Raw genomic sequence first — 19,709 nt, 5'->3', positions numbered from 1 at the left:
CCTCCCGGGTGGCCCGGAGTGGGCGCGGATGAGGGCGGCCCGCGGCCGTCGCCCGCGGGGGCGGGAGGGTGAGGAGGGTCACTCCAATCCGAGTTCCGCGACGCGCCGGGCGAGTTCGGCGGCGGCCGGATCGTCCGGCGCGAGCACCGCGACCACCTCCACGAGTTCGCCCATCGCCCGCCGCGCCTCGCAGACGCGCAGCAGGGACAGAGCCTCCGCGCGGCTCGCCGACTGACGGCCCACCGCGGTGCCGACGGTGGGCAGTTCGTCGAGCAGCTGCTGCCAGCGCACGGGGGAGGTCATCCCGGGCACGGCCAGCAGGGTGTCCGCGAGTACGCCGAGGTCACGGATGGCCAGCCTGCGCCGCCGGGGGCCCTCGGGCGGCGTACCGGCGGCGAGGGATCGCGTACCGGCGGCGAGCGGTCGGACCGTTGTCGCGGCGTCCGCCGCGACCGGGATGCGGCCGATCAGCTCGAAGGCGAAGGCGGCCGCGTTCCGGGAGGCCACCGGCTGCCAGCGCTTGTCGTGCGCCTCGCCCTTGTCCCCGAGCAGATCCGAGATGCCGCGGATCACCAGCGCGTCCAGCTGCTGATTGACATACGCGCCGGCGAGGAAGCCGAAGCCCTCCATGTCCACCGCGAGCGCGTCACCCGCACTGGCCGCGAGCCTGAGCCCGACGTCCGAGCGGTGGTGCGCCACCACCCGGCCGCCCGCCGCGAGGGGCTTCACATGGGCACGGGGGCGCGGCGCGTCGTCCCCCGGGTGGATCCGCCGCTGCCACGTGTCGCCCGCCGTCACCAGCCGGGCCAGCTGCACCAGCCCGTAAGCGGACTGATAGGTCTTCTGCCGGGGCAGAAACCCGGTCTCGGTGTCCTTGCCGGTCTCGTAGTCGTACACCGCGTCGGCGGCCACCACATCGCCCAGCGCGACATCCTTGACGCCGCCCGCCACCCCCACGAACAGCACCGCCCGGGGCGCGAAGAGCGCCGCCGCCCGCTCGACCGAGGCCGCGGCGCCCGGATTCCCGGGGCCCGTCATATGGATGGCGACGCTCCGCTCGGCGGACCGGTCGCGGAACACACCCAGCTCGAACAGCGCGCCCCGCTCCGCCTGGACCGGACGTGGATCCTCCAGATGGGCGCGCACCGCCCGGTACTCGACCTCCAGCGCGGTCAGGACCACCACATCGGCCCGCGCCGTACCCCCATCGCCCTCAGCGCCCACGGATCCCCCCTAGGACTGCCCTTGCCGACACCTTACGGAGCCCGACGAGCTCCCACGGGTCTTCGCACATCACGGCCGGTGCAGATCCGCGTACAGCACGATCTGCACCGCCAGTACGACGACCAGCGCCACCTCCGCCACCGACACCGCCAGCAGCACCGCCCGCACCGGCTCCGACACCCAGTACACGATGAGCGCGGCGATCGGTGCCACCGTGAACAGCAGCAGGTCCGCCGCGAGCTGAAGCCGCTTGCGGGAGACCCGGCGGCCGTCGTCGCGATGGGCCCGCTCCCAGCCGAACACCGGCGGCCGGCCCGGGGCGAGCGCCGTCAGCCGGGGCCCCAGATCCTCCCGGACATACCGTCCGATGGCCGATATCTTCTCGTCGTTGACCAGATAGGCCCACCCCAGCAGCGCCGACGCCGGGGGCAGCAGCAACAGCAGCTCCGGGCGCCCATGGCTCTGGAGGGAGAAGGTGATGATGGCGGCCATCGCGGCCAGCGTCGCGTAGAGCAGATTGTCGCGGAACCCGATCCGCGCCCGCTGCTCCTCCTTCACCTGCTCGTACTCCAGGATCAGCAGCCTGCCCGTGACCGCCTCGCTCTCGGCGCTGTTGTCTCGCGTCACCGTGCCCCCTCCGCGGCCCATGACCGGCTCCGGTGTGACCGGCCCCCTGGTGACTGTTTCCGCCGCTACGCCTGGTCCATTCCGTACGCCCGCAACTTCCGGTACAACGTGGCCCGGCCGATGCCCAGGGACTCGGCGGCCCGCGCCTTGTTGTCCCCGTGCCGGCGCAGCGCCTCCAGGATCGCGGTGCGCTCCGCCCTTTCGATACCGCTCAGCCGGCGGGTGGCCGGTGGCACCCGCAGCCCGTACGGCAGTTCTTCGCGCCGCACCGGCCCGGTGGCCCGGCGGCGCTCGGCCACCTCCCGTACGACGTGGGCGAGTTCGGCCACATTGCCCGGCCAGGTGTGTTGCTCCAGCGCCCGGCGCGCGTCCAGGCTCCAGGTCAGCGGGGGACGCCCGGGGGAGGGGCGCCGGGCGAGGCCCGCCAGCAGCGCCGGAATGTCCTCGACGCGTTCGCGCAGCGGCGGCAGCGTCACCGACCGGGCCGCGAGGATGCCCAGCAGCCGGCTCAGACACGGACCGGTGGGCGCGTCCGGGGTGTGCGTCGCCACCAGCGGCACCGCGGGCCGCTCGGCCAGGAGCGAGAGCAGCGCGGCCACATCGGACTGGCCCAGCCGCTCGGCGTGGCGCAGGAGCAGCGGCGGCGTGCCGCCGTCCGCCTCCGGCTCCGGGAGCTCCGCGAGCGCGCGACACCAGCGCGGGACCTCGCCGGGCGCTTGCTCGGCGGCGTCGACGACACGCGGCGCGGCCGTGCCCCGCGGGCCGAGCAGGGCGCGGGCCAGCGCGGTCTTGCCCACGCCCGGCTCGCCGATCAGCAGCAGCGGCTCCACGGTCCGCGCCAGCTCCGTCGCCCGGGAGACGGTCAGCCGCCAGGGCCGGGACGTGCCCACGAGCCCCGGGAGCCGGTCATGGCCCCGCCGCTCCGCCGACCGCGCCCGCCGGGCCGCCGTGCACACCGTGGCCACGGCCCCGATGACCTCGCCGCCGTGCATCAGGCGCGTCATCCTTACGGTGAGCCCGGCGCCGTCCGGTACGGGGATCTCGCCGTCCGGTACGGGGATCTCCTCCGGCCCCGTATCCGGCCCCGTATCCGGCCCCGTCGCCGGTCCCGTATCCGCGTCCCTGAGGAGGGCCGTGGCATGCCGCTCCAGCCACGCCAGCGTCTCGTGCGACAGCAGCCGCGCGGCCTCCGGGCTGACGAGGCGGCTGCTGCCGTCGAGCGCCACCACCGCCGCCCCCTCGGCCCGCTGCCGCAGATAAGCGTCCAGCAGCACCCGCTCCGCCGGGCGCGCCCGGCCCCGTAGCTCCGTCTCGATCGCGTGCGCGGTGGCCTCGGCGAGCGCCGCGCCCGGGTGGGCGGTGCGGCCCTCGGCCAGCGGGGCCACCACGGTGACGGTGCCGGCCGGGCGGCCCGCCATCGGCTCGTACAGCGGAACGCTGACCGCCGACACCTCCTGCCACAGATCGAGGAAGTGCTCCGGGCCGTGGACCTCGGCCCGGCGCCCCGTGCGCAGCGCGAGCGCGGCGCTGTTGTGCCCGACCGCCTTCTCCGACAGATCGAGACCGGCCATCCCGTCGGGCTCGGGCGTACCGGTGTAACGGCCGCCGCCCGACCACAGCGCCCGGCAGCGGGAGTCGACCAGCATCAGCCCCATCGCGCCGCTCAGCGTGGGCGCCACGCGGTCCAGCACGGGGCGCGCGGCGGCCAGCAGCGGTGAGTCCACCGGCGGCCGGACCCTGGGCGGGGTCGCCAGATCGCGCGGTACGCCGAAGAACCGCGCCCGCCGCCAGGCTTGGGCGAGGTCCTCGGGGACCCCGTCGCCCGGCGGCCGTCCGCTGAAGAACCGGTCCCGCGCCCGGCGCAGCGACGAGAGGGCCGGGTCGGCGGGGGTGTCGTCGGTGGTCGTCACAACCTCTCCACCGTATACGTCGCCACTGTTTCGAAATGAGACACCTCGGGGTCCGGGTTCTGGAACAAGATCATCAATGGCCGGCCGGCGATCACCGATCGGGCCGCGGACCGGCCATCACGGTGGAGCCGGGAGACCGGCCATCACGGGGGAGAGGACGGGGAGAGGACCGAGAGGAGCCCTTCAGCAGTGGAGACCGTCGAGACCGACGTACTGGTCGTGGGCAGCGGCCCCGCCGGAGCCGCGACGGCGCTCGCCCTGAGCACCTACGGCGTGCCCAACGTCATGGTCACCCGGTACGGAGGCCTGGCGGACACGCCCCGCGCGCACATCACCAACCAGCGCACCATGGAGGTGCTGCGCGACCTCGGCGTCGAGGACCAGGTCACCGCCCTGGCCACCCCGCAGCCGCTGATGGGGAACACCGTCTTCTGCACCAGCCTCGCGGGCGAGGAGCTGGGGCGGCTGCGCTCCTGGGGCAATGACCCGCTCGTCCAGGCCGGGCACGAACTGGCCAGCCCCAGCCGGATGTGCGACATGCCGCAGCACCTGATGGAACCGGTGCTGGTGAACGCCGCGGTCTCCCGGGGCACCGCGCTGCGCTTCCACACCGAGTACCTCTCCCACGAGCAGTCGGACGACGCCGTGACCGCGCTGGTCGAGGACCGGCTGCGCGGGGACACCTACCGGGTCCGGGCCCGCTATCTGGTCGGCGCCGACGGCGGGCGCAGCCGCGTCGTGGAGAACGCCGGACTGCCCACGGTCGGCCGGATGGGTGTCGCGGGCAGCCTCAACATCGTCTTCGAGGCGGATCTGACCCGTCTGACCGCCCATCGCCCCTCCACGCTCTACTGGGTGCTCGCCCCCGGCGCGACCGTCGGCGGCATCGGCGCGGGCCTGGTGCGCTGTGTGCGCCCCTGGACCGAGTGGATGGTGGTGTGGGGCTACGACCTCGACGCGGGCCCGCCGGACCTCACCGAGGAGTTCGCGCGGTCCGTGGTGCACCGGCTGCTCGGCGACGACACGATCCCCGTGCGCATCACCTCCACCTCGGCGTGGACCGTCAACCATCTGTACGCCGAGACCTACGCCGACCGGCGGGTGCTGTGCGCGGGCGACGCCGTCCACCGCCATCCGCCGTCCAACGGGCTGGGCTCCAACACCTCCATCCAGGACGCCTACAACCTCGCCTGGAAGCTCAGGCTGGTCCTCGACGGAACCGCAGCCCCGGCCCTCCTTGACACCTACTCCGCCGAACGGGCCCCGGTGGGACGGCAGACCGTCGAGCGCGCCAACCGGAGCATCGGTGAGACCGCGCCGGTTTTCGAGGCGCTGGATCTGCTCTCCACCTCCGATCCCGAGCAGATGTGGCGCAATGTCGACGCCCGTAAGGACGCCACACCCGAGGGCGCCAAGCAACGGCAGCGGCTGCGCGAGGCCATCGCGGCCAAGGTGTACGAGTTCAACGCGCACGGTGTGGAGATGAACCAGCGGTACGTCTCGGACGCCGTCGTCTCCGACGGCACCCCCGACCCCGGTTTCGACCGCGACCCGGAGCTGCACCACCAGCCCACCACCCATCCCGGCGCCAAGCTGCCGCACGCCTGGGTCGTCCGGGGCCGTGAGCGGCTGTCGACCCTCGACCTCGGCGGTCACGGCCGGTTCACCCTCTTCACCGGCATCGGCGGTGGCTGCTGGGAGGAGGCGGCCGCGGCGGTCCGTCAGCAACTGGGCGTCGAACTCGCCACCGTTTCCATCGGCCCCGGCCAGGAGTACGAGGACCCCTACGGCGACTGGGCCCGGCTGCGCGAAATCGGCGACTGCGGCGCCCTGCTGACCCGCCCCGACAACCACATCGGCTTCCGCCACGCCGAAGCCTCCCCGCAGGCACGGGCGTTGCTGCTCGGCGCGCTGCGTAAGATCCTCGGCCACGGCTGACACCCACCCCCCGCCGTCCGGAGCCCGACCTGGGGCTTCATCATGGACGCGCCCCCCCATCCCCAGAGAAACCGTTAGTGAGATGACTGCAATGCCCCTCGCACTGCTCCGGCGCATGCGCACCAGGCGTCCGGACCGAGGATCAGGACTGAGACTCCCCCTCCCCGTGGGTGCCGGAGCCTTCAGCTGCGAGGTCCTGGACCCCGTTGGCCAGGCCCTGGGCGGCGTGGAGGTCACCGTCACCGAGACGCGTGGCGCCGCCCGTACGGTGGCCAAGGCCACCACCGATCCGCATGGACTGTTCCTCGCCACGCTCGAGCCGGGGCAGTACACGGTGCTGCTCACCGGAAGCGGTCTGCGGCCCAACCGCCTTACCGTCGACATCGCCCCCGGCCAGAGCGAACCTCCCCGCAGGGTGCAGATGGAGCCCTCGCAAGCGCTTGAGCTCCCCCCGCCCGGCACCTGGCTCTTCGACCCGCCGCACACCGCCATCCGCTTCATCGCCCGCCACGTCGGCATGGCCAATGTGCACGGCCGCTTCACCCGTTTCCGGGGCGGTATCCACATCGCCGAGCGGATGGAGGACTCCCGCGTCGAGGTCGTCATCGACGCCTCCAGCATCAACACCGGCAACAACACCCGCGACGCCCACCTGCGCTCCGCCGACTTCCTCGACGTCGAGAACTTCCCGGAGATCCACTTCTCCAGCAACCGCTTCACCTGGCGCAGCGGTCCCAAGTGGACCCTCCAGGGCCCCCTCACGATGCACGGCGTGAGCCGCTCGGTGACCCTGGACACCACGTACCTCGGCGCCGTCAACGGCGGCTACGAACAGGAACTGCGCTGCGCCGCCCTCGCCACGGCCGAACTCCACCGCGAGGACTACACGCTGAACTGGCGCAACATGCTCGCCCGCGGCATCGCCGTGGTCGGCCCCACGGTCAAGCTGGAACTCGACATCCAGGCGATGTACCGCAACCACGACACGCCGACGCCGCCGGAGTAGGCGGTACTCGGTGACCGATGGGGGCGGGCCTGCGGCCCGCCCCCATCTCGTCAGTCCCAGCCGCCTGTGAAATCGCCGTTCAGCTGCGCCGAGCAGATGTTGTAGCCGCCGCGGGCGTGTCCGGTCTTCGTCTCGCCGTCGATCGTGACGGAGCAACGGATGTCGCCGCCGCCCATGAGCTGCGCGCTGACCTGGTAGTAGAGCGCGTCGTCCTTGACCTTGAGCTTCCTGGTCAGCGGCAGACCGCTGCCGTCGAGGTTCTCGCCATCGCTGCCGTAGGTGATGTCCACCCCCGAGGGGGCGCTGCCCCACACCTTGAAGACGGCCGTTCCGGCCGGTGCCTCCTGGCTCCTCTTCGGCTTCGGCGAAGCCTTCGGCTTCGGCGAAGCCTTCGGCTTCGCGGTGACGGTCTTGGTGACCGTCACGGTGGGGGCCGGTTCGGCCGTGTCCTTCACCCGGGCGGGCTTGGCCGTGACGGTGACCGTCACCTTGGGCGTGGGCTTGTCGCCGTCGGACGACTTCGTGTCGTCGCCCTGGGCCGACCCTATGCCGACTCCGGCGAAGAGCAGGATGGCCGCGACCGGGACGGCGACGCGCTTGCGTGCCCATCGCGGCCGTCTCGGCGCCGGTGATGGCTGGTTATTCCAGGACATGGTCCCCCCTTGAGTGATACGCGAGGAACCGACCCTAGCCGCGCCGGTTGAAAAGTGAAGAGGTTGTGTGTGTTCGGTGTTCATATCGTGATCCGGCATCACGGGCCCGGAACCACATAGATTTGGGCTCACCCATCGAACGACGAAGGCGGTAGATCCCATGAGCCTGTACGACATCCCCCTGCGCACCCTCACCGGCGAGCCGACCTCGCTCGGTGAGCATCGGGGTGCGGCGCTGCTGGTGGTCAATGTGGCGTCCAAGTGCGGTCTGACCCCGCAGTACGAGGGGCTCGAGCGGCTGCAGCAGCGCTATGCCGGGCGCGGGTTCACCGTGCTGGGGGTTCCGTGCAACCAGTTCGCGGGGCAGGAGCCGGGGACGAGCGAGGAGATCCAGACGTTCTGCTCGACGACCTACGGGGTGTCCTTCCCGCTGCTGGAGAAGACCGATGTCAACGGCGAGCAGCGGCATCCGCTCTACGCCGAGCTGACGGGGACGCCGGACGCGCAGGGCGAGGCGGGGGATGTGCAGTGGAACTTCGAGAAGTTCCTGATCTCGCCGGACGGTGAGGTCGTGGGCCGGTTCCGGCCGCGGACCGAGCCGGAGGCGGACGACGTGGTCGCGGCGATCGAGGCGCAGCTGCCCCGGTGAGGTGAGCGGAAGCGGGTGGGGCGAGGGGCCGGGAGGCCCCTCGCCCGCCCGGTCAGCCGCGTTCCGCGGCGAACGCGGCCAACCACGCCAGCGGCGCGTTCCAGTTGATCGCCACCTCGTTCGTGGAGTACGAGCCGATGTCGTCGACGTAGCACGCCGCGGGCGCGCAGCCCGGGAGCTTCTCCTGCGCCACCGGATCCTGCAGCCCCGAGTTCGCGCCGCCCGCGATCGATCCGGCGGGCGGGTTCGGCAGCGAGGCGTCGTACTGGTGCGCCCAGAAGCGGTGGTGCTGGTTCTGCGATGCGTGCTCGCCGTAGCCGGTGACATACGACTGGCCGAGCGCGTTCCGGCCGAGCAGATAGTCCAGCGTCTCCAGCGCCCCGGTGCGGTACCGCCGCTGCTTGGTGAGTTCGTAGGCGACGGCCATGACGGTCCCGTTGTTGGCCACCTGGCCGTTGGAGCCCCATACGTAGCCGTCCGCCGGCAGCGGTACCGCGTAGCCCTGACCGGCCATCGTGCTCAAGCGGGCGTCGGCCGCGGACACCACGGAGGCGCGGACGCGGGCGCGGTCGGTGGCGGGCAGGCCGTTGGGGACCGTGGCCAGGACGATCCGCCCGAGGGGCCCGGTGTCCTGCCAGTTGAAGCCGCCCGGGGTGAACACGTCGCTCGCGGTGTGGTACGGCGAGGAGGTGACCGCGTCCCGGTACCGTGCCTCCCCGGTGGTCGCGTACAGCTCGGCCGCCGCCCAGTAGAACTCGTCGCCCACCTCGCTGTCCTCGTACGCCCCGCCGCCGGTGGAGTCGGAGGCCGGCGCGAGCACATCGGGGTTGGCCCGCGCGGCGGCCCAGGCGCGGCGCGCGGAGTCCAGGCAGCGGGCGGCGAAGGCGGCGTCGTACGGCGCGTAGACGCGGGCGCACTGGGCCGCCGCGGCGGCCAGGTTGAGGGTGGCGGCGGTGGACGGCGCGTGCAGCTCACGCGGCTCGGCGTCCTGCTCCGGCCGGGTGGGCAGCCCGGTCCAGGCGGCGTCATGGACCTTGTGGAAGGCCATGCCCGCCCGGGGTTCGCCCTCCGGGATCTGCATGCGCATCAGGAACTCCAGCTCCCAGCGCGCCTCGTCGAGCACATCGGGGATCCGGTTGCCGCGTTCGGGGACGCGCAGCGTGGAATCCCCGAGCGCGGCCGCGTGCCCCGTACGCTTCGCGCGCTCGAAGGAGTTGACCAGCTGCCAGACCGCGAGGCCGCCGTTGACCACGTATTTGCCCTGGTCACCGGCGTCGTACCAGCCGCCGCGGACATCCCGGGTGTCGTCGCACACCCCGCTGACGCAGGGCACGGCGGTGTCGCCCCGGTTGGGGGCGACGCCCAGATGGCCCGCCGGGCGTGCGTACGCGGCGCCGGCGAGCGACGCCTCGATGGGGATACCGCTGCGCTGCTGGTAGAAGAAGGACATCGCGTCCGCGCGCAAGCCCTCGTAGAGGTTCGCGCGGATGTCGAAGGGGTGGCTGCTCCGCCCGTCCACGGTGAGTGTATAGCCGGTGCCCGTCCCCTGGTACGAGGAGAAGTCCACCAGATGGGCCGACTGCCCGGAGGCGGCGTCCGCGCCCCGTACGGCGGTGGTGCCCGAGGCGGCCGTCCGCCCCGCGGCGTCGCGCAGTTGCCAGGGCAGGGCGGTGGTGCTCGCGCTGACGACGGTGGCGCGTTTGGGGCCGTCCGGCAGATATCCCAGCTGATTGACCTGGACGGCGGAGGGTGCGGCGGAGGCCGAGGGCGCGGCGGGGGAGTCCGCTCCGGCGGGCGCGGACTGGGCCGCGACCAGCAGCAGCGCACCGGTGAGCAGTGCGGTGGCGGTCCGCGTCGCACCGCGCGGACGGCGTAACAGGGGCAGGGACATGAGGGACCCTCCTGGGGAGTGGGAGGCGTGGGAGCGCTCCCAAAATGTGTAATGGTGTGATCGCAGTGCGTCAAGGGACTGGACGGGTGGCACGGTCCGTCCAGCCCCTCTGTCACATCGCGCCCGGCCCATCCGTCAGCACGATGTGGCCTGCGACGGTGCGGTCCGGACAAGGGGATGTGACCGATGAACGAGAACCACCTTCTGGCGGAGGGCTTCGAGGCCCACCGCGGCCATCTGCGCGCGGTGGCCTACCGCATGCTCGGCTCGCTGAGCGAGGCGGACGACGCCGTCCAGGAGGCATGGCTGCGGCTCAGCCGCTCCGACACCGGCGCGGTGGAGAACCTGGGCGGCTGGCTGACCACCGTCGTCGGCCGGGTCTGCCTGGACATGCTGCGCTCGCGCACCGCCCGGCGCGAGGAGCCCCTGGGGGTGCGCCTCCCCGACCCGGTCGTCAGCCGTGCGAGCGGACCCGGCCCCGAGGACCAGGCGCTGCTCGCCGATTCGGTCGGCCTCGCCCTGCTGGTCGTCCTGGAGACGCTGGCCCCCGCCGAACGGCTGGCCTTCGTACTGCACGATCTGTTCGCCGTGCCGTTCGACGAGATCGCCCCCATCGTCGACCGCACCCCGGCCGCCGCCCGTCAGCTCGCCAGCCGTGCCCGCCGCCGGGTGCGGGGAGCGGCCCCGGTCCCCGACGCGGACCTCGCCCGGCAGCGCGAGGTCGTGGGCGCCTTCCTCGCCGCCGCGCGCGAGGGCGACTTCAAGGGGCTGATCGCCGTGCTCGACCCGGATGTCGTGCTGCGCGCCGACTACGGCCCCGCGCCCGCCCCCGCCGCGCGCGAGGTGCACGGCGCCGCGGCCGTGGCGGACCAGGCGCTCACCTTCTCCCGCCTCAGCGGCCCGGGACTGCACGCCCGGCCCGCGCTCGTCAACGGGGCCGTGGGCGTGGTCAGTTCGCGGGAGGGGCGGCCGTACTCGGTGCTGGCCTTCACGGTCGCGGACGGCCGGATCGTGGCGATCGACATCCTGGCCGACCCCGAGCGGTTGAGCGGGCTCGATCCGGCGGACCTGGACTGACGAGCCTGGCCTGGCGGACCTGGCCCGCCGGGCCTGACTCGACAGGCCTGGGCCGACAGCCCTGACCCGGCAGCCCTGACCCGATGGGCCTGGCCCGACGAAACAGCGAAGCCGGCCCGACGAAACAGCAAAGGCAGGGAGCTACTCCTCCCTGCCACTATCAACCTATAGCGCACCGGGGGGCTTGCGGCAAGACCCGGGGTGTGCCTCAGGATGGGCGGCCGATGCCAGGACCTGGGGAAACGGGGGGATTGCGATATGCGTGTGGTGTTGTCGTCATGGGGGTCGCGCGGGGACGTCGAACCGCTGGCGGGACTCGCGGTGCGGCTGCGGGAACTCGGCGCGGAGGCGCGGGTGTGCGCCCCGCCGGACGAGGAGTTCGCGGCGCTGCTCGCCGGTGTCGGCGTGGAGCTGGTGCCGCTCGGCCCGACGGTGCGCTCGGTGGTGACCGGCGAGCGTCCGCCGTCGGCGGCGGCCGCGTTCCGGCTCGCGCCCGAGCTGGTCGCCGCGCGGTTCGACACACTCACCGCGGCGGCCGAGGGAAGTGACGTACTCCTCGCGACCGGCCTGATGCCGGCCGGCGCCCGCTCGGTGGCCGAGAAGCTGGGCATCCGTTATGTGTTTGCGTGCTTCCATCCGTTCGGACTGCCCTCGCGGCACTTCCCTCCGGGAAGGCGGCCCGGCACGCCGTCCCCGAAGGACGAGACCGACCTCAAGGTGCTGTGGGAGCAGGACGCCCAGCGCGTGAACGAGCTGTACGGCGAGGCGGAGAACCGCCACCGGGCGGCGATCGGCCTGCCGCCGGTGGACAACGTCCGCGACTACGTCTTCACCGACCGGGCGTTGCTGGCGGCGGACCCGGTCCTGGGCCCGTGGCAGGACATGACGGAACTCGACCTCGTACAGACCGGCGCGTGGATCCTGCCGGACGAACGTCCGCTCCCGGATGAGCTGGAGGCGTTCCTGGACGCCGGTGAACCTCCGGTGTACGTGGGCTTCGGCAGCATGGCCATGCACACCTCGACCGATCTCGCCCGGGTGGCCGTCGAGGCGGTCCGCGCGCGGGGCCGCCGCGTGCTCCTCGCCCGCGGCTGGGCCGGACTGGCCCCGGTCGACGACCGGGACGACTGCCTCGCCGTCGGCGAGGTCAACCATCAGGCGCTGTTCGGCCGGGTGGCTGCCGTGATCCACCACGGTGGCGCGGGCACCACGACGACGGCCGCCCGTGCGGGTGCGCCTCAGGTGGTGGTCCCCCAGATCGCGGACCAGCCGCACTGGGCCGCCCGGGTGGCCGAGCTGGGCATCGGCGCGGCACACGACGGTCCGGCCCCGACCCTCGGCTCCCTGTCGGCCGCCCTGAAATCGGCCCTGACCCCCGAGACCCGGGCGCGGGCGAAGGCCGTGGCGGGCACGATGCCCACCGACGGGACGACGGTGGCCGCGAAGCTCCTCCTCGACGCCGGGGCGTCGGACGGTCAGGCGCGCGGACAGACGGTCATGCGCGCAGATAGGTGAGCACCGCGAGGACGCGCCGGTGTCCGTGGCCGTCCAGGCGGAGATCGAGCTTCTGGAGGATGGAGCTGACGTGCTTGTTGACCGCGGCCTCGGTGACATAGAGGTCGCGGGCGATCTCGGCGTTGGAGCGTCCCTCGGCCATGAGGGAGAGAACCTCGCGCTCCCGGGGCGTGAGCCGCCGCAGGGGGTCCTGCCGCCGCCGCAGGAGCTGGCGCACCACCTCGGGGTCCATGACCGTCGCCCCGGCGGCCACCTGCTCGACCGCGCTCGCGAAGTGGGCGACGGCGCTGACCCGGTCCTTGAGCAGATAGCCGATGCCGCTCTCGCTGCCCAGGTCGAGCAGGTGGGTGGCGTAGGACTGCTCGATGTACTGGCTGAGCACCAGAATGGGCAGACCGGCGCGGTGGCCGCGCAGCGTGACCGCGGCGCGGAGACCGTCGTCGGCGTTGCCCGGGGGCATCCGTACATCGGTGATGACGATGTCGGGGTCGTGCTCATGGGCCGCGGCGATCAGCGCGTCGGCGTCGCCGACGGCCGCCGACACGTGGTGGCCGAATCGGGTGAGCACGCTCACCAGGCCGTCCCGCAACAGCGGTGAGTCTTCGGCGAGCACGATGTTCAGCGGCACGGGAGCTCCACGCGCAGCAGTGTAGGGCCGCCCGCCGGGCTGGATATCCGCAGTCTGCCGTCCGCCGCGGCGACGCGGTCGGCCAGGCCGACAAGACCGGTGCCCGCGGCCGGGTCCGCCCCGCCGACGCCGTTGTCCCGGACCGTCAGCGTCAGGACATCCGCGTCCAGCCGGGCGTGGACCTCGGCCCGGGTGGCCCGGCTGTGCTTGGTGGCGTTGGCCAGGGCCTCGGCGACGACGAAGTACCCCGTGCTCTCCACGGCGGCGGGCAAGCGGTACGGAAGCCGGATGTCGACGGCGACCGGCAGGGCGGAGCGGGTGGTGAGGTTGTCCACGGCCGCGGCGAGGCCATGGTCGGTGAGGGCCTTGGGGTGCACACCCCGGCTGAGCTCACGCAACTCGTTCACGGCGAGGGTGACTTCGCCCTGGGCCAGCGCGAGCTGCCGGGCCACCGGCGAGCCCGGCTCCGCGTCAAGACCGGCCAGGCCGAGCATGACGTTGATGGAGACCAGCCGCTGCTGGGCGCCGTCGTGCAGGTCCCGCTCGATCCGTCGGCGCTCCGCGTCGAAGGCGTCCACCAGACGCGCCCGGGAGGCCCGGACCTCGGTGAGCTCCCGGCCCAGTTCGCCGTCGCGCGGCGCCAGGATCAGCCGGGTCAGCGCGGCACGGGCGCCGGCCCAGGCGGTGATGGTGTACGGCGCCGCGGGCAGCAGGCACAGGCCGATGACCAGCCACGGCCAGGCGCCGGGGTCATCCATCGGCGAGGTCATGAGCAGGACGGGCAGGGCGAGGGCGAAAGCCAGGACGAGCAGATCCATCCACCACAGGGCGGTCATCGACACCGCGGTGAAGCTCAGCTCCCGCCAGGTCGCGGGCTCCCGCAGCCGGGTCTCCAGCCATCCCCGCGGCCCGGGGCGCTCGGGGGCCCGGTGCGGATCCGGCGCCGGGTCCGGGTCCACCAGCCGCAGCCGCCGGCGTTCGATCCGGGTGACGACGATGCCGGACAGCGCCACGGCGAGGAGGAGAACGGCGCCCACCCCCACGATCAGTGACACCAGCCCGGCCAGGGCCATGGTCAGCAGCGTGACCATGGCGATCGCGCCGAAGACGACCCCGGACAGCAGATAGGCCAACGCCCGCCAGGGCCAGGCCGAGGCCAGGAACCCCAACGGATGCTGAGCGAGAGCCTGCCAGGCTGTTCGAGAAGGCACCCGCAGACGATATGCGAGCCGTCCGCCCCCGGTCGGTAGTGCGCGCACTACCTCTGATCTCGTACGCACACCAATGCGGTGCCCGCCCCGCCCCCGGTGGGATGAGGGCCATGCCGATCCATGGATACAGACGTCTCTTTTGCCTGGCGATTGCCCTGCTCATCGCCTCGACCGCGGTGGGCTGCCCGGCGACCGCGCACGCCACCACCCCAACCCGCCCCACGCTGAACGCCGCCTCGATCGACGCCTACGTCAACGCCTATATGGAGCGGACCGATCTGCCGGGCGCCGTGGTGGCGGTCACCCGGGGCGACCGGGTCGTCCACGCGGCCGGATACGGACACACCGCGGCCGGGAAGGGCATGACCGCGCGGACACCGGTGCCGGTGGCCTCGCTCTCCAAGTCCATGACCGCGCTGGCCGTCATGCGGCTGGTCGAGGAAGGCCGAGTCGACCTGGACACACCGGCCCATCGCTATCTGCCCGAGTTCACGATGGCCGACCGGCGGGCCGAGAAGATCACCGTGCGGCAGCTGCTGAACCAGACATCGGGCATGGCCGACTCCGCCTACCCCGACCTCACCCGGCCCCAGCCACACACGCTCACCGAGGCGGTCGCGGACATGCGCGGCGCCCGGCTCGCCGCGCGGCCGGGCACCGAGTGGAACTACCACAACCCCAACTACTTCGTCGCCGCACGGCTGGTCGAGGTCGTCAGCGGACGGCCCTTCGCGGACTACCTGGCCACCCAGGTGTTCCGGCCCCTGGGCATGACCCACACCGAGTCGGTCGACACCACCGACGACATGCCCGATCACGCCCGGGGCTACGTCCGCGCCTACGGCATGCTGTTCCCGCGCTCCCACCCCCGCTGGTTCGCGGCCGGCGGCCACGGCGTCGTCACCACGGCGGACGACCTCTCCCGGTGGCTGATCGCCCAGAACAACCAGGGCGTGTCCGCGGCGGGGCGGCGCGTCGTCTCCGCCCGGAGCGTCGACGTCATGCACACCCCGCCGAAGAGCCGCGAGTACGCGATGGGCTGGTCCCTGAGCCCGTCCGGGGAGGAGCCCCGGCAGATCCGGCACACCGGGGAACTCCTGACCCACAACGCCATCCAGACGCTGCTGCCCGACAGCCGGACCGGCATCGCGATCGTGGCCAACACCGGCATGATCTCCGGGGACGACGCCGCCGTCATGCTCGACGGACTGGTCGACCTGGCCCAGGGCAAGTCGCCGGCGGTGCGCACTCCGTTCACGATGAAGGCCGACTACGTCCTCGCGGCGCTGACCCTGTCGGCGATCGCCCTGGGCGTGCTCGGGGCCGTTCGGGCACGCCGCTGGGCGCGGCGCACCGCGGACCGGCCGCTGTGGCGCGTGGGCTTGCGCCTGCTGCCCTGTGCCGTCCCGATCGTTCTGTTCTCCCAACTGACCGGCCTGGTAGGCCTGTTGATGAACCGCGAGGGAACCCTGGCCCAGCTCGGCTATATCTGGCCCGCCCTCGTCATCTGGGCGGCCGCGGCCGCCCTGGCCTCCACCGTAGTGATCACCGCGCGGTCGCTCGCCGTGCTCCGGACTCGGAGGAGCCGTGTTCTACTCCCCGAGGGGCCGACAGGTGGCGATGACGATGCCGGTGGCCGTCGGGGTCGCGTCGGCGAGACCGAACGCGATGGGACCGAAGCCGTCGGCGAACAGGCGGCGCCCGGCGCCCAGGACGAGCGGGTGGCCGCAGAGCGGGTATGCGTCGATGAGGCCCAGCGGGGAGAGTGACTGGATCAACGCGCCGCCGCGCATGATGTGCGGGTCGTCGCCCGGGGTCTGCTTGAACTCGGCGACCGCCGTGGGAATGTCGCCGCTGAGCAGGGTGGAATGGGGCCGGTGTCCGGCGGACCACGCGGCTGAGCCGCATATCGATGCTGCGGGAAGGGGCGGGGCGTTGAGCAACCCGCCGCAGGCGTCAAGATCCGTCGGACGCCCCGGGGGCGGAGCGCCGACGGTGGCCGGGGGCCACCGGTCCGGGGCCGGGGACGGGAGCCCCGGCGGGGTCAGGGCGGAGCCCTGGTTTCGGGAAGGGGCGGGGTGGGGCAACTCCCCTGCGGCCGCCGCAAGAGCAGGCGCCCGCCGTCACCCCCCGCCGTGGCGGGCCAGGGTCCGGCGGGCCGTCGCCGCCATCGCCTCGTCCACCATCCGCCCCTCGAAGCGCACCGCCCCCGCCCCCTCCGCCTGCGCCCGCTCCACCGCCGCGATCAGCCGACGGCAGCGGGCCAGCTCCTCCGCGTCCGGCGAGAACACCTCGTTGACCACCGGCACATGCGACGGGTGGATCACGGCCATCCCCTCATACCCCAGCGCACGGTTCTGCTCCGCGAAGAGCCGTAGCCCCGCGAGGTCCGCCACATCCGCCCACAGCCCGGCCACCGGATGGGGGCGGTTCGCGGCGCGGGCGTCGAGCAGCACCCGGGCCCGTAGCTCGCGGGTCTCCTCGCCCTCCGGGCTCCAGCGGTAGCCGACCGCCCGCTCCACATCCCCGCCCGGGGCGGTCACCGCGCCCAGGTGGGCGATCCGGGCGGCGGCCCGGCCGATCGCGTACGCCTCGCGCAGCCCGCGTGCCGTCTCCAGCAGCGGCAGCAGGGCGAAATGCCCCTCGGGCAGGCCGTGTTCGCGCTCGCACCAGGCCAGCAGCCGGTCGGCGGTGGTCACGTCCTCGGGGCCGCTCACCTTGGGCAGCACGATGCCGTAGAGCCCGGGACGGGCGACCGCCCGCAACTCGTCGGCGCCCTGCCAGCCCGCCGCGCGGTCCAGCGCGTTGATCCGCACGAGCAGCCGCATCGGGCCGGGGGGCGTCCCGGCCGCCCGGTCGACGGCCTCGGCCACCGCCTCGCGCGCCGCCGCCTTGCCGTCCTCCGGGACGGCGTCCTCCAAGTCGAGGATGGCCGCGTCGGCGCCCGCCGCCTCCGCCTTGGGCAGCCAGCCGGTCCGGCTGCCGGGCACGAAGAGCAGGGAGCGCAGGGGGACGCGGTGCGCGGTCACGCCGGCCGCGCCCGGCACGCCGTCAGGTGACTCAGATGACACCCTCTGCCTCCAGCTTCGCCAGCCGTCCGCCGTCGATGCCCAGCCACTCCCCGTAGACCAGCGCGTTGTCCGCGCCGAGCGCGGGGCCGGTCCGCCACACCGCGCCGGGGGAGCGGTGGAAGCGCGGGATCACCGCCTGCATCCGCACCGGGCCGAGGTCGGGGTCGTCCACCGAGATGATGTCCTCGCGTTCGGCGTAGACCGGGTCGGCGACGATGTCGGCGGCGGTGAACACTCGCGAGGCCACCACCTCGGCCCGCTCGAACGCGGCCAGGCACTCGGCCGCCGGGCGCGCCGCCACCCACTCCCGCAGCGCCGCGTCGAGCCGCTCGCGCCCCGCGTGCTGCTGCTCCACGGTGGTGAACTCCTCGTCGGGCAGGCCCAGCAGCCGCACCACATTGCGCACCGACCGGGTCGTGGCGGAGGTGACGGTGAGCCAGTCGCCGTCGGCGCTGCGGTAGGTGTTGATGACGGCGGCCGGGGCGACGGCCAGCTGGTTGCCCGCCCGCTCGGGGGCCGTACCGAGCTGGTCGTACGCGATGATCTGCCATTCCACCAGGCGGTACAGCGGCTCGAACAGCGCCAGGTCGATCCACTCGCCGTCGAAGGAGTCCGGATCGGTGTCCCGGCGGTGCAGCGCGGCCAGGACCGCGAACGCGCCCATCAGCCCGGTGACCGCGTCCCCGTGCGAGAAGCCGGTGTGCACGGGCGGGCCGTCGGGGAAGCCGGTCAGATGGACGACCCCGCTGCGGGCCTCGCCCATCTTCCCGAAGCCGGGGGCGTCGGCCCGCGAGGAGGTGGCGCCGAAACCGGAGATCTGGAGCAGGATCGCGGTGGGGTTCAGCGCGTGGACGGCCTCCCAGTCCAGGCCCCAGGCGCGCAGTCGGCCCGCCCGGAGCGTCACGATCACCACATCGGCCCAGGCGATCAGCTCCCGGGCGACCTCCCGGCCCTCCTCGTGGTGCAGATCCAGGGTCACCGAGCGCTTGTTGCGGCCCGCCACCTTGAACCACAGCGGTACGCCGTCGCGCCGCGGGCCCATCGCCCGCGCCGCGTCACCGGAACCCGGCGGCTCCACGTGCACGACGTCCGCGCCCTGGTCGGCGAGCATCCCTCCGGCGAGGGGGCCCGCCACCACATGCGCGAACTCCACCACCTTCAGCCCTGTGAGCTGTCCCTGCCCTGTGCTGGTCTGGTCCTCCATGCGGCCAGGCTGCGGGGCGGGGCGTATGCGCGTCCAGCAATGAAAGGGGATCAATTCATGCGGATCTCGCAAGGATCGCCGCCCAGCGGTGCGCCCCCGGGTTTCACCGGTCCTCGCCCGCCTCCTCCCACACCACCCCCGCCGGCAAGGCATCCGCCGCGGAGCGGAACTCCTCCAGCTGCTCCAGGAAGCGGCGCGCCCCCGGCGGAAGCGTGCGGCGCGTCGGCAGGACGACGTACAGCCGGCGCTCCACCACCGGCCCCACCAGCGGGCGCCGCACCAGCCGACCCGGCCCCACCAGCGGATGGACCAGGGCGGGCAGCGCGGAGACGCCGAGCCCGGCCGCCACGAGACCGCCCACCGTGGCCACGTTCGACGCCTCGGCCGCCGGGTTCGCCTCCATCCCGGCCTGGGCGAAGGCCGCGTCGGTCATCCGGCGCACGCTGGAGTCGGTGCCCACCGCGAGGAACGGCTCCCGCCCCAGCTCCTCCCAGGTCACCTCCGCCCGCCCGGCCAGCGGATGGTGCTCCGGGAGCACCGCGTCGAAGCGGTCCCGCACCAGCGGCCGCAGCGTGATGCCCGGGGCGCGCCGGGCCACCGTGCTGACCGCGAAGTCGGCGTCCCCGTCGATCACCCGGTCCAGCACCGAGCGCTCCAGCCCGTCCAGCAGCCGTACGGTCATCTCCGGGCGCCGTGCGCGGAAGGCGGAGATCACCGGCGGCAGCAGCACGGCCGCGACCGAGGGCAGGGTCGCCAGGGCCACCGCACCGCGCTCACCGGCGCCGTAGCGCCCCAGCTGGGCCAGGCCCGCCCGGTGTGCGGAGAGGATCTGGTCGGCGATGCGCAGCGCCTCGGCGCCCGCCGGGGTGAGCCGCACATTGCGGGTGTCCCGCTCCAGCAGCCGCATCCCCAGCGTCCGTTCCAGATCGGCGACCGCACGGCTCAGCGACGACTGGGACACATGCAGTTCGGCGGCGGCCGCGGTGAAGCTCACGGCGCGCGCGACCGCGGCGTACGCGGTCAGCTGGCGCAGGGTGACGTCCATGGTCCGTGAGCGTAGGCGCGGCGGCCGGGCAGGGGAACTGTTGCGCGAAACGCATGGATA

At 73.3% G+C, this 19,709-nt stretch carries 16 protein-coding genes and 1 pseudogene; 6 read left to right on the top strand and 11 right to left on the bottom strand.

Features of this window, described 5'->3' with window-relative positions; genetic code table 11:
• Window positions 1-78 precede the first annotated feature (78 nt).
• The 3 genes from ACMTAK_RS08465 to ACMTAK_RS08455 all read right to left on the bottom strand — a co-directional run bounded on the left by ACMTAK_RS08465 (window position 79) and on the right by ACMTAK_RS08455 (window position 3,761).
• A complete protein-coding gene (locus ACMTAK_RS08465) occupies window positions 79-1,224 on the bottom strand; it encodes a phosphorylase family protein (RefSeq protein WP_413805611.1) in 1,146 nt (381 codons plus the stop codon).
• A gap of 69 nt (window positions 1,225-1,293) precedes the next feature.
• On the bottom strand, window positions 1,294-1,851 hold the full coding sequence (locus ACMTAK_RS08460; RefSeq protein ID WP_413805610.1) for a hypothetical protein: 558 nt from the start codon (window positions 1,849-1,851) through the stop codon (window positions 1,294-1,296).
• A 65-nt stretch (window positions 1,852-1,916) separates the two neighbouring features.
• On the bottom strand, window positions 1,917-3,761 hold the full coding sequence (locus ACMTAK_RS08455; RefSeq protein ID WP_413805609.1) for a sigma-54-dependent Fis family transcriptional regulator: 1,845 nt from the start codon (window positions 3,759-3,761) through the stop codon (window positions 1,917-1,919).
• Window positions 3,762-3,950: 189 nt separating this feature from the next.
• Between ACMTAK_RS08455 and ACMTAK_RS08450 the strand changes: the two genes are divergently transcribed.
• Both ACMTAK_RS08450 and ACMTAK_RS08445 read left to right on the top strand, forming a co-directional pair.
• A complete protein-coding gene (locus ACMTAK_RS08450; RefSeq protein WP_413805608.1) occupies window positions 3,951-5,699 on the top strand; it encodes an FAD-dependent oxidoreductase in 1,749 nt (582 codons plus the stop codon).
• A 91-nt stretch (window positions 5,700-5,790) separates the two neighbouring features.
• Complete coding sequence (locus tag ACMTAK_RS08445; protein ID WP_413812828.1) at window positions 5,791-6,705, top strand: YceI family protein; 915 nt, start codon at window positions 5,791-5,793, stop codon at window positions 6,703-6,705.
• Window positions 6,706-6,755: 50 nt separating this feature from the next.
• Here the strand turns inward: ACMTAK_RS08445 and ACMTAK_RS08440 are convergent, their stop codons facing one another.
• The gene (locus ACMTAK_RS08440; protein ID WP_413805607.1) at window positions 6,756-7,358 is read right to left on the bottom strand and encodes a hypothetical protein; all 603 of its coding nucleotides are present in this window, start codon (window positions 7,356-7,358) and stop codon (window positions 6,756-6,758) included.
• 160 nt (window positions 7,359-7,518) lie between these two features.
• On the opposite strand from ACMTAK_RS08440, the gene ACMTAK_RS08435 reads away from it, so the two are divergent.
• Window positions 7,519-8,007 carry a glutathione peroxidase gene (locus ACMTAK_RS08435; protein ID WP_037952419.1) on the top strand — a complete coding sequence of 163 codons (489 nt, stop codon included), beginning with the start codon at window positions 7,519-7,521 and terminating at the stop codon, window positions 8,005-8,007.
• 52 nt (window positions 8,008-8,059) lie between these two features.
• Here the strand turns inward: ACMTAK_RS08435 and ACMTAK_RS08430 are convergent, their stop codons facing one another.
• Complete coding sequence (locus ACMTAK_RS08430) at window positions 8,060-9,898, bottom strand: glycoside hydrolase family 9 protein (RefSeq protein ID WP_413805606.1); 1,839 nt, start codon at window positions 9,896-9,898, stop codon at window positions 8,060-8,062.
• 186 nt (window positions 9,899-10,084) lie between these two features.
• Between ACMTAK_RS08430 and sigJ the strand changes: the two genes are divergently transcribed.
• Complete coding sequence (gene sigJ / locus ACMTAK_RS08425) at window positions 10,085-10,975, top strand: RNA polymerase sigma factor SigJ (protein ID WP_413805605.1); 891 nt, start codon at window positions 10,085-10,087, stop codon at window positions 10,973-10,975.
• A 258-nt stretch (window positions 10,976-11,233) separates the two neighbouring features.
• The gene (locus tag ACMTAK_RS08420; RefSeq protein WP_413805604.1) at window positions 11,234-12,490 is read left to right on the top strand and encodes a glycosyltransferase; all 1,257 of its coding nucleotides are present in this window, start codon (window positions 11,234-11,236) and stop codon (window positions 12,488-12,490) included.
• On the opposite strand, the gene ACMTAK_RS08415 is transcribed toward ACMTAK_RS08420, so the two are convergent.
• Window positions 12,471-13,118 (bottom strand): response regulator, encoded by a 648-nt coding sequence (locus ACMTAK_RS08415; protein WP_413805603.1) that lies wholly within the window; start codon window positions 13,116-13,118, stop codon window positions 12,471-12,473. The genes ACMTAK_RS08420 and ACMTAK_RS08415 overlap by 20 nt on opposite strands.
• Window positions 13,109-14,329 carry a sensor histidine kinase gene (locus ACMTAK_RS08410; RefSeq protein WP_413805602.1) on the bottom strand — a complete coding sequence of 407 codons (1,221 nt, stop codon included), beginning with the start codon at window positions 14,327-14,329 and terminating at the stop codon, window positions 13,109-13,111. Before ACMTAK_RS08410 ends, ACMTAK_RS08415 begins: the two co-directional genes overlap by 10 nt.
• Window positions 14,330-14,340: 11 nt before the next feature.
• Between ACMTAK_RS08410 and ACMTAK_RS08405 the strand changes: the two are divergent.
• Window positions 14,341-15,483: pseudogene (locus ACMTAK_RS08405) on the top strand (serine hydrolase domain-containing protein); the annotation flags it as partial.
• Window positions 15,484-15,921: 438 nt separating this feature from the next.
• Here the strand turns inward: ACMTAK_RS08405 and ACMTAK_RS08400 are convergent.
• The 4 genes from ACMTAK_RS08400 to ACMTAK_RS08385 all read right to left on the bottom strand — a co-directional run bounded on the left by ACMTAK_RS08400 (window position 15,922) and on the right by ACMTAK_RS08385 (window position 19,649).
• On the bottom strand, window positions 15,922-16,122 hold the full coding sequence (locus ACMTAK_RS08400; RefSeq protein WP_413812827.1) for a hypothetical protein: 201 nt from the start codon (window positions 16,120-16,122) through the stop codon (window positions 15,922-15,924).
• A 330-nt stretch (window positions 16,123-16,452) separates the two neighbouring features.
• Window positions 16,453-17,400, bottom strand: coding sequence for an HpcH/HpaI aldolase/citrate lyase family protein (locus ACMTAK_RS08395; protein ID WP_413805601.1), 948 nt, complete (start codon window positions 17,398-17,400; stop codon window positions 16,453-16,455).
• Window positions 17,390-18,604 (bottom strand): CaiB/BaiF CoA transferase family protein, encoded by a 1,215-nt coding sequence (locus ACMTAK_RS08390; RefSeq protein WP_413805600.1) that lies wholly within the window; start codon window positions 18,602-18,604, stop codon window positions 17,390-17,392. Before ACMTAK_RS08390 ends, ACMTAK_RS08395 begins: the two co-directional genes overlap by 11 nt.
• Window positions 18,605-18,707: 103 nt before the next feature.
• Window positions 18,708-19,649, bottom strand: a complete 942-nt coding sequence (locus ACMTAK_RS08385) for a LysR family transcriptional regulator (RefSeq protein ID WP_413805599.1) — start codon at window positions 19,647-19,649, stop codon at window positions 18,708-18,710.
• Between the last annotated feature and the right edge of the window lie 60 nt (window positions 19,650-19,709).

Source organism: Streptomyces lacaronensis (assembly GCF_047337785.1).
In the GTDB taxonomy this organism is placed as follows: Bacteria; Actinomycetota; Actinomycetes; order Streptomycetales; family Streptomycetaceae; genus Streptomyces; species Streptomyces lycopersici.
Note: the sequence above shows the minus strand (reverse complement) of the source record. Positions and strands in the feature narration are given on the sequence as shown.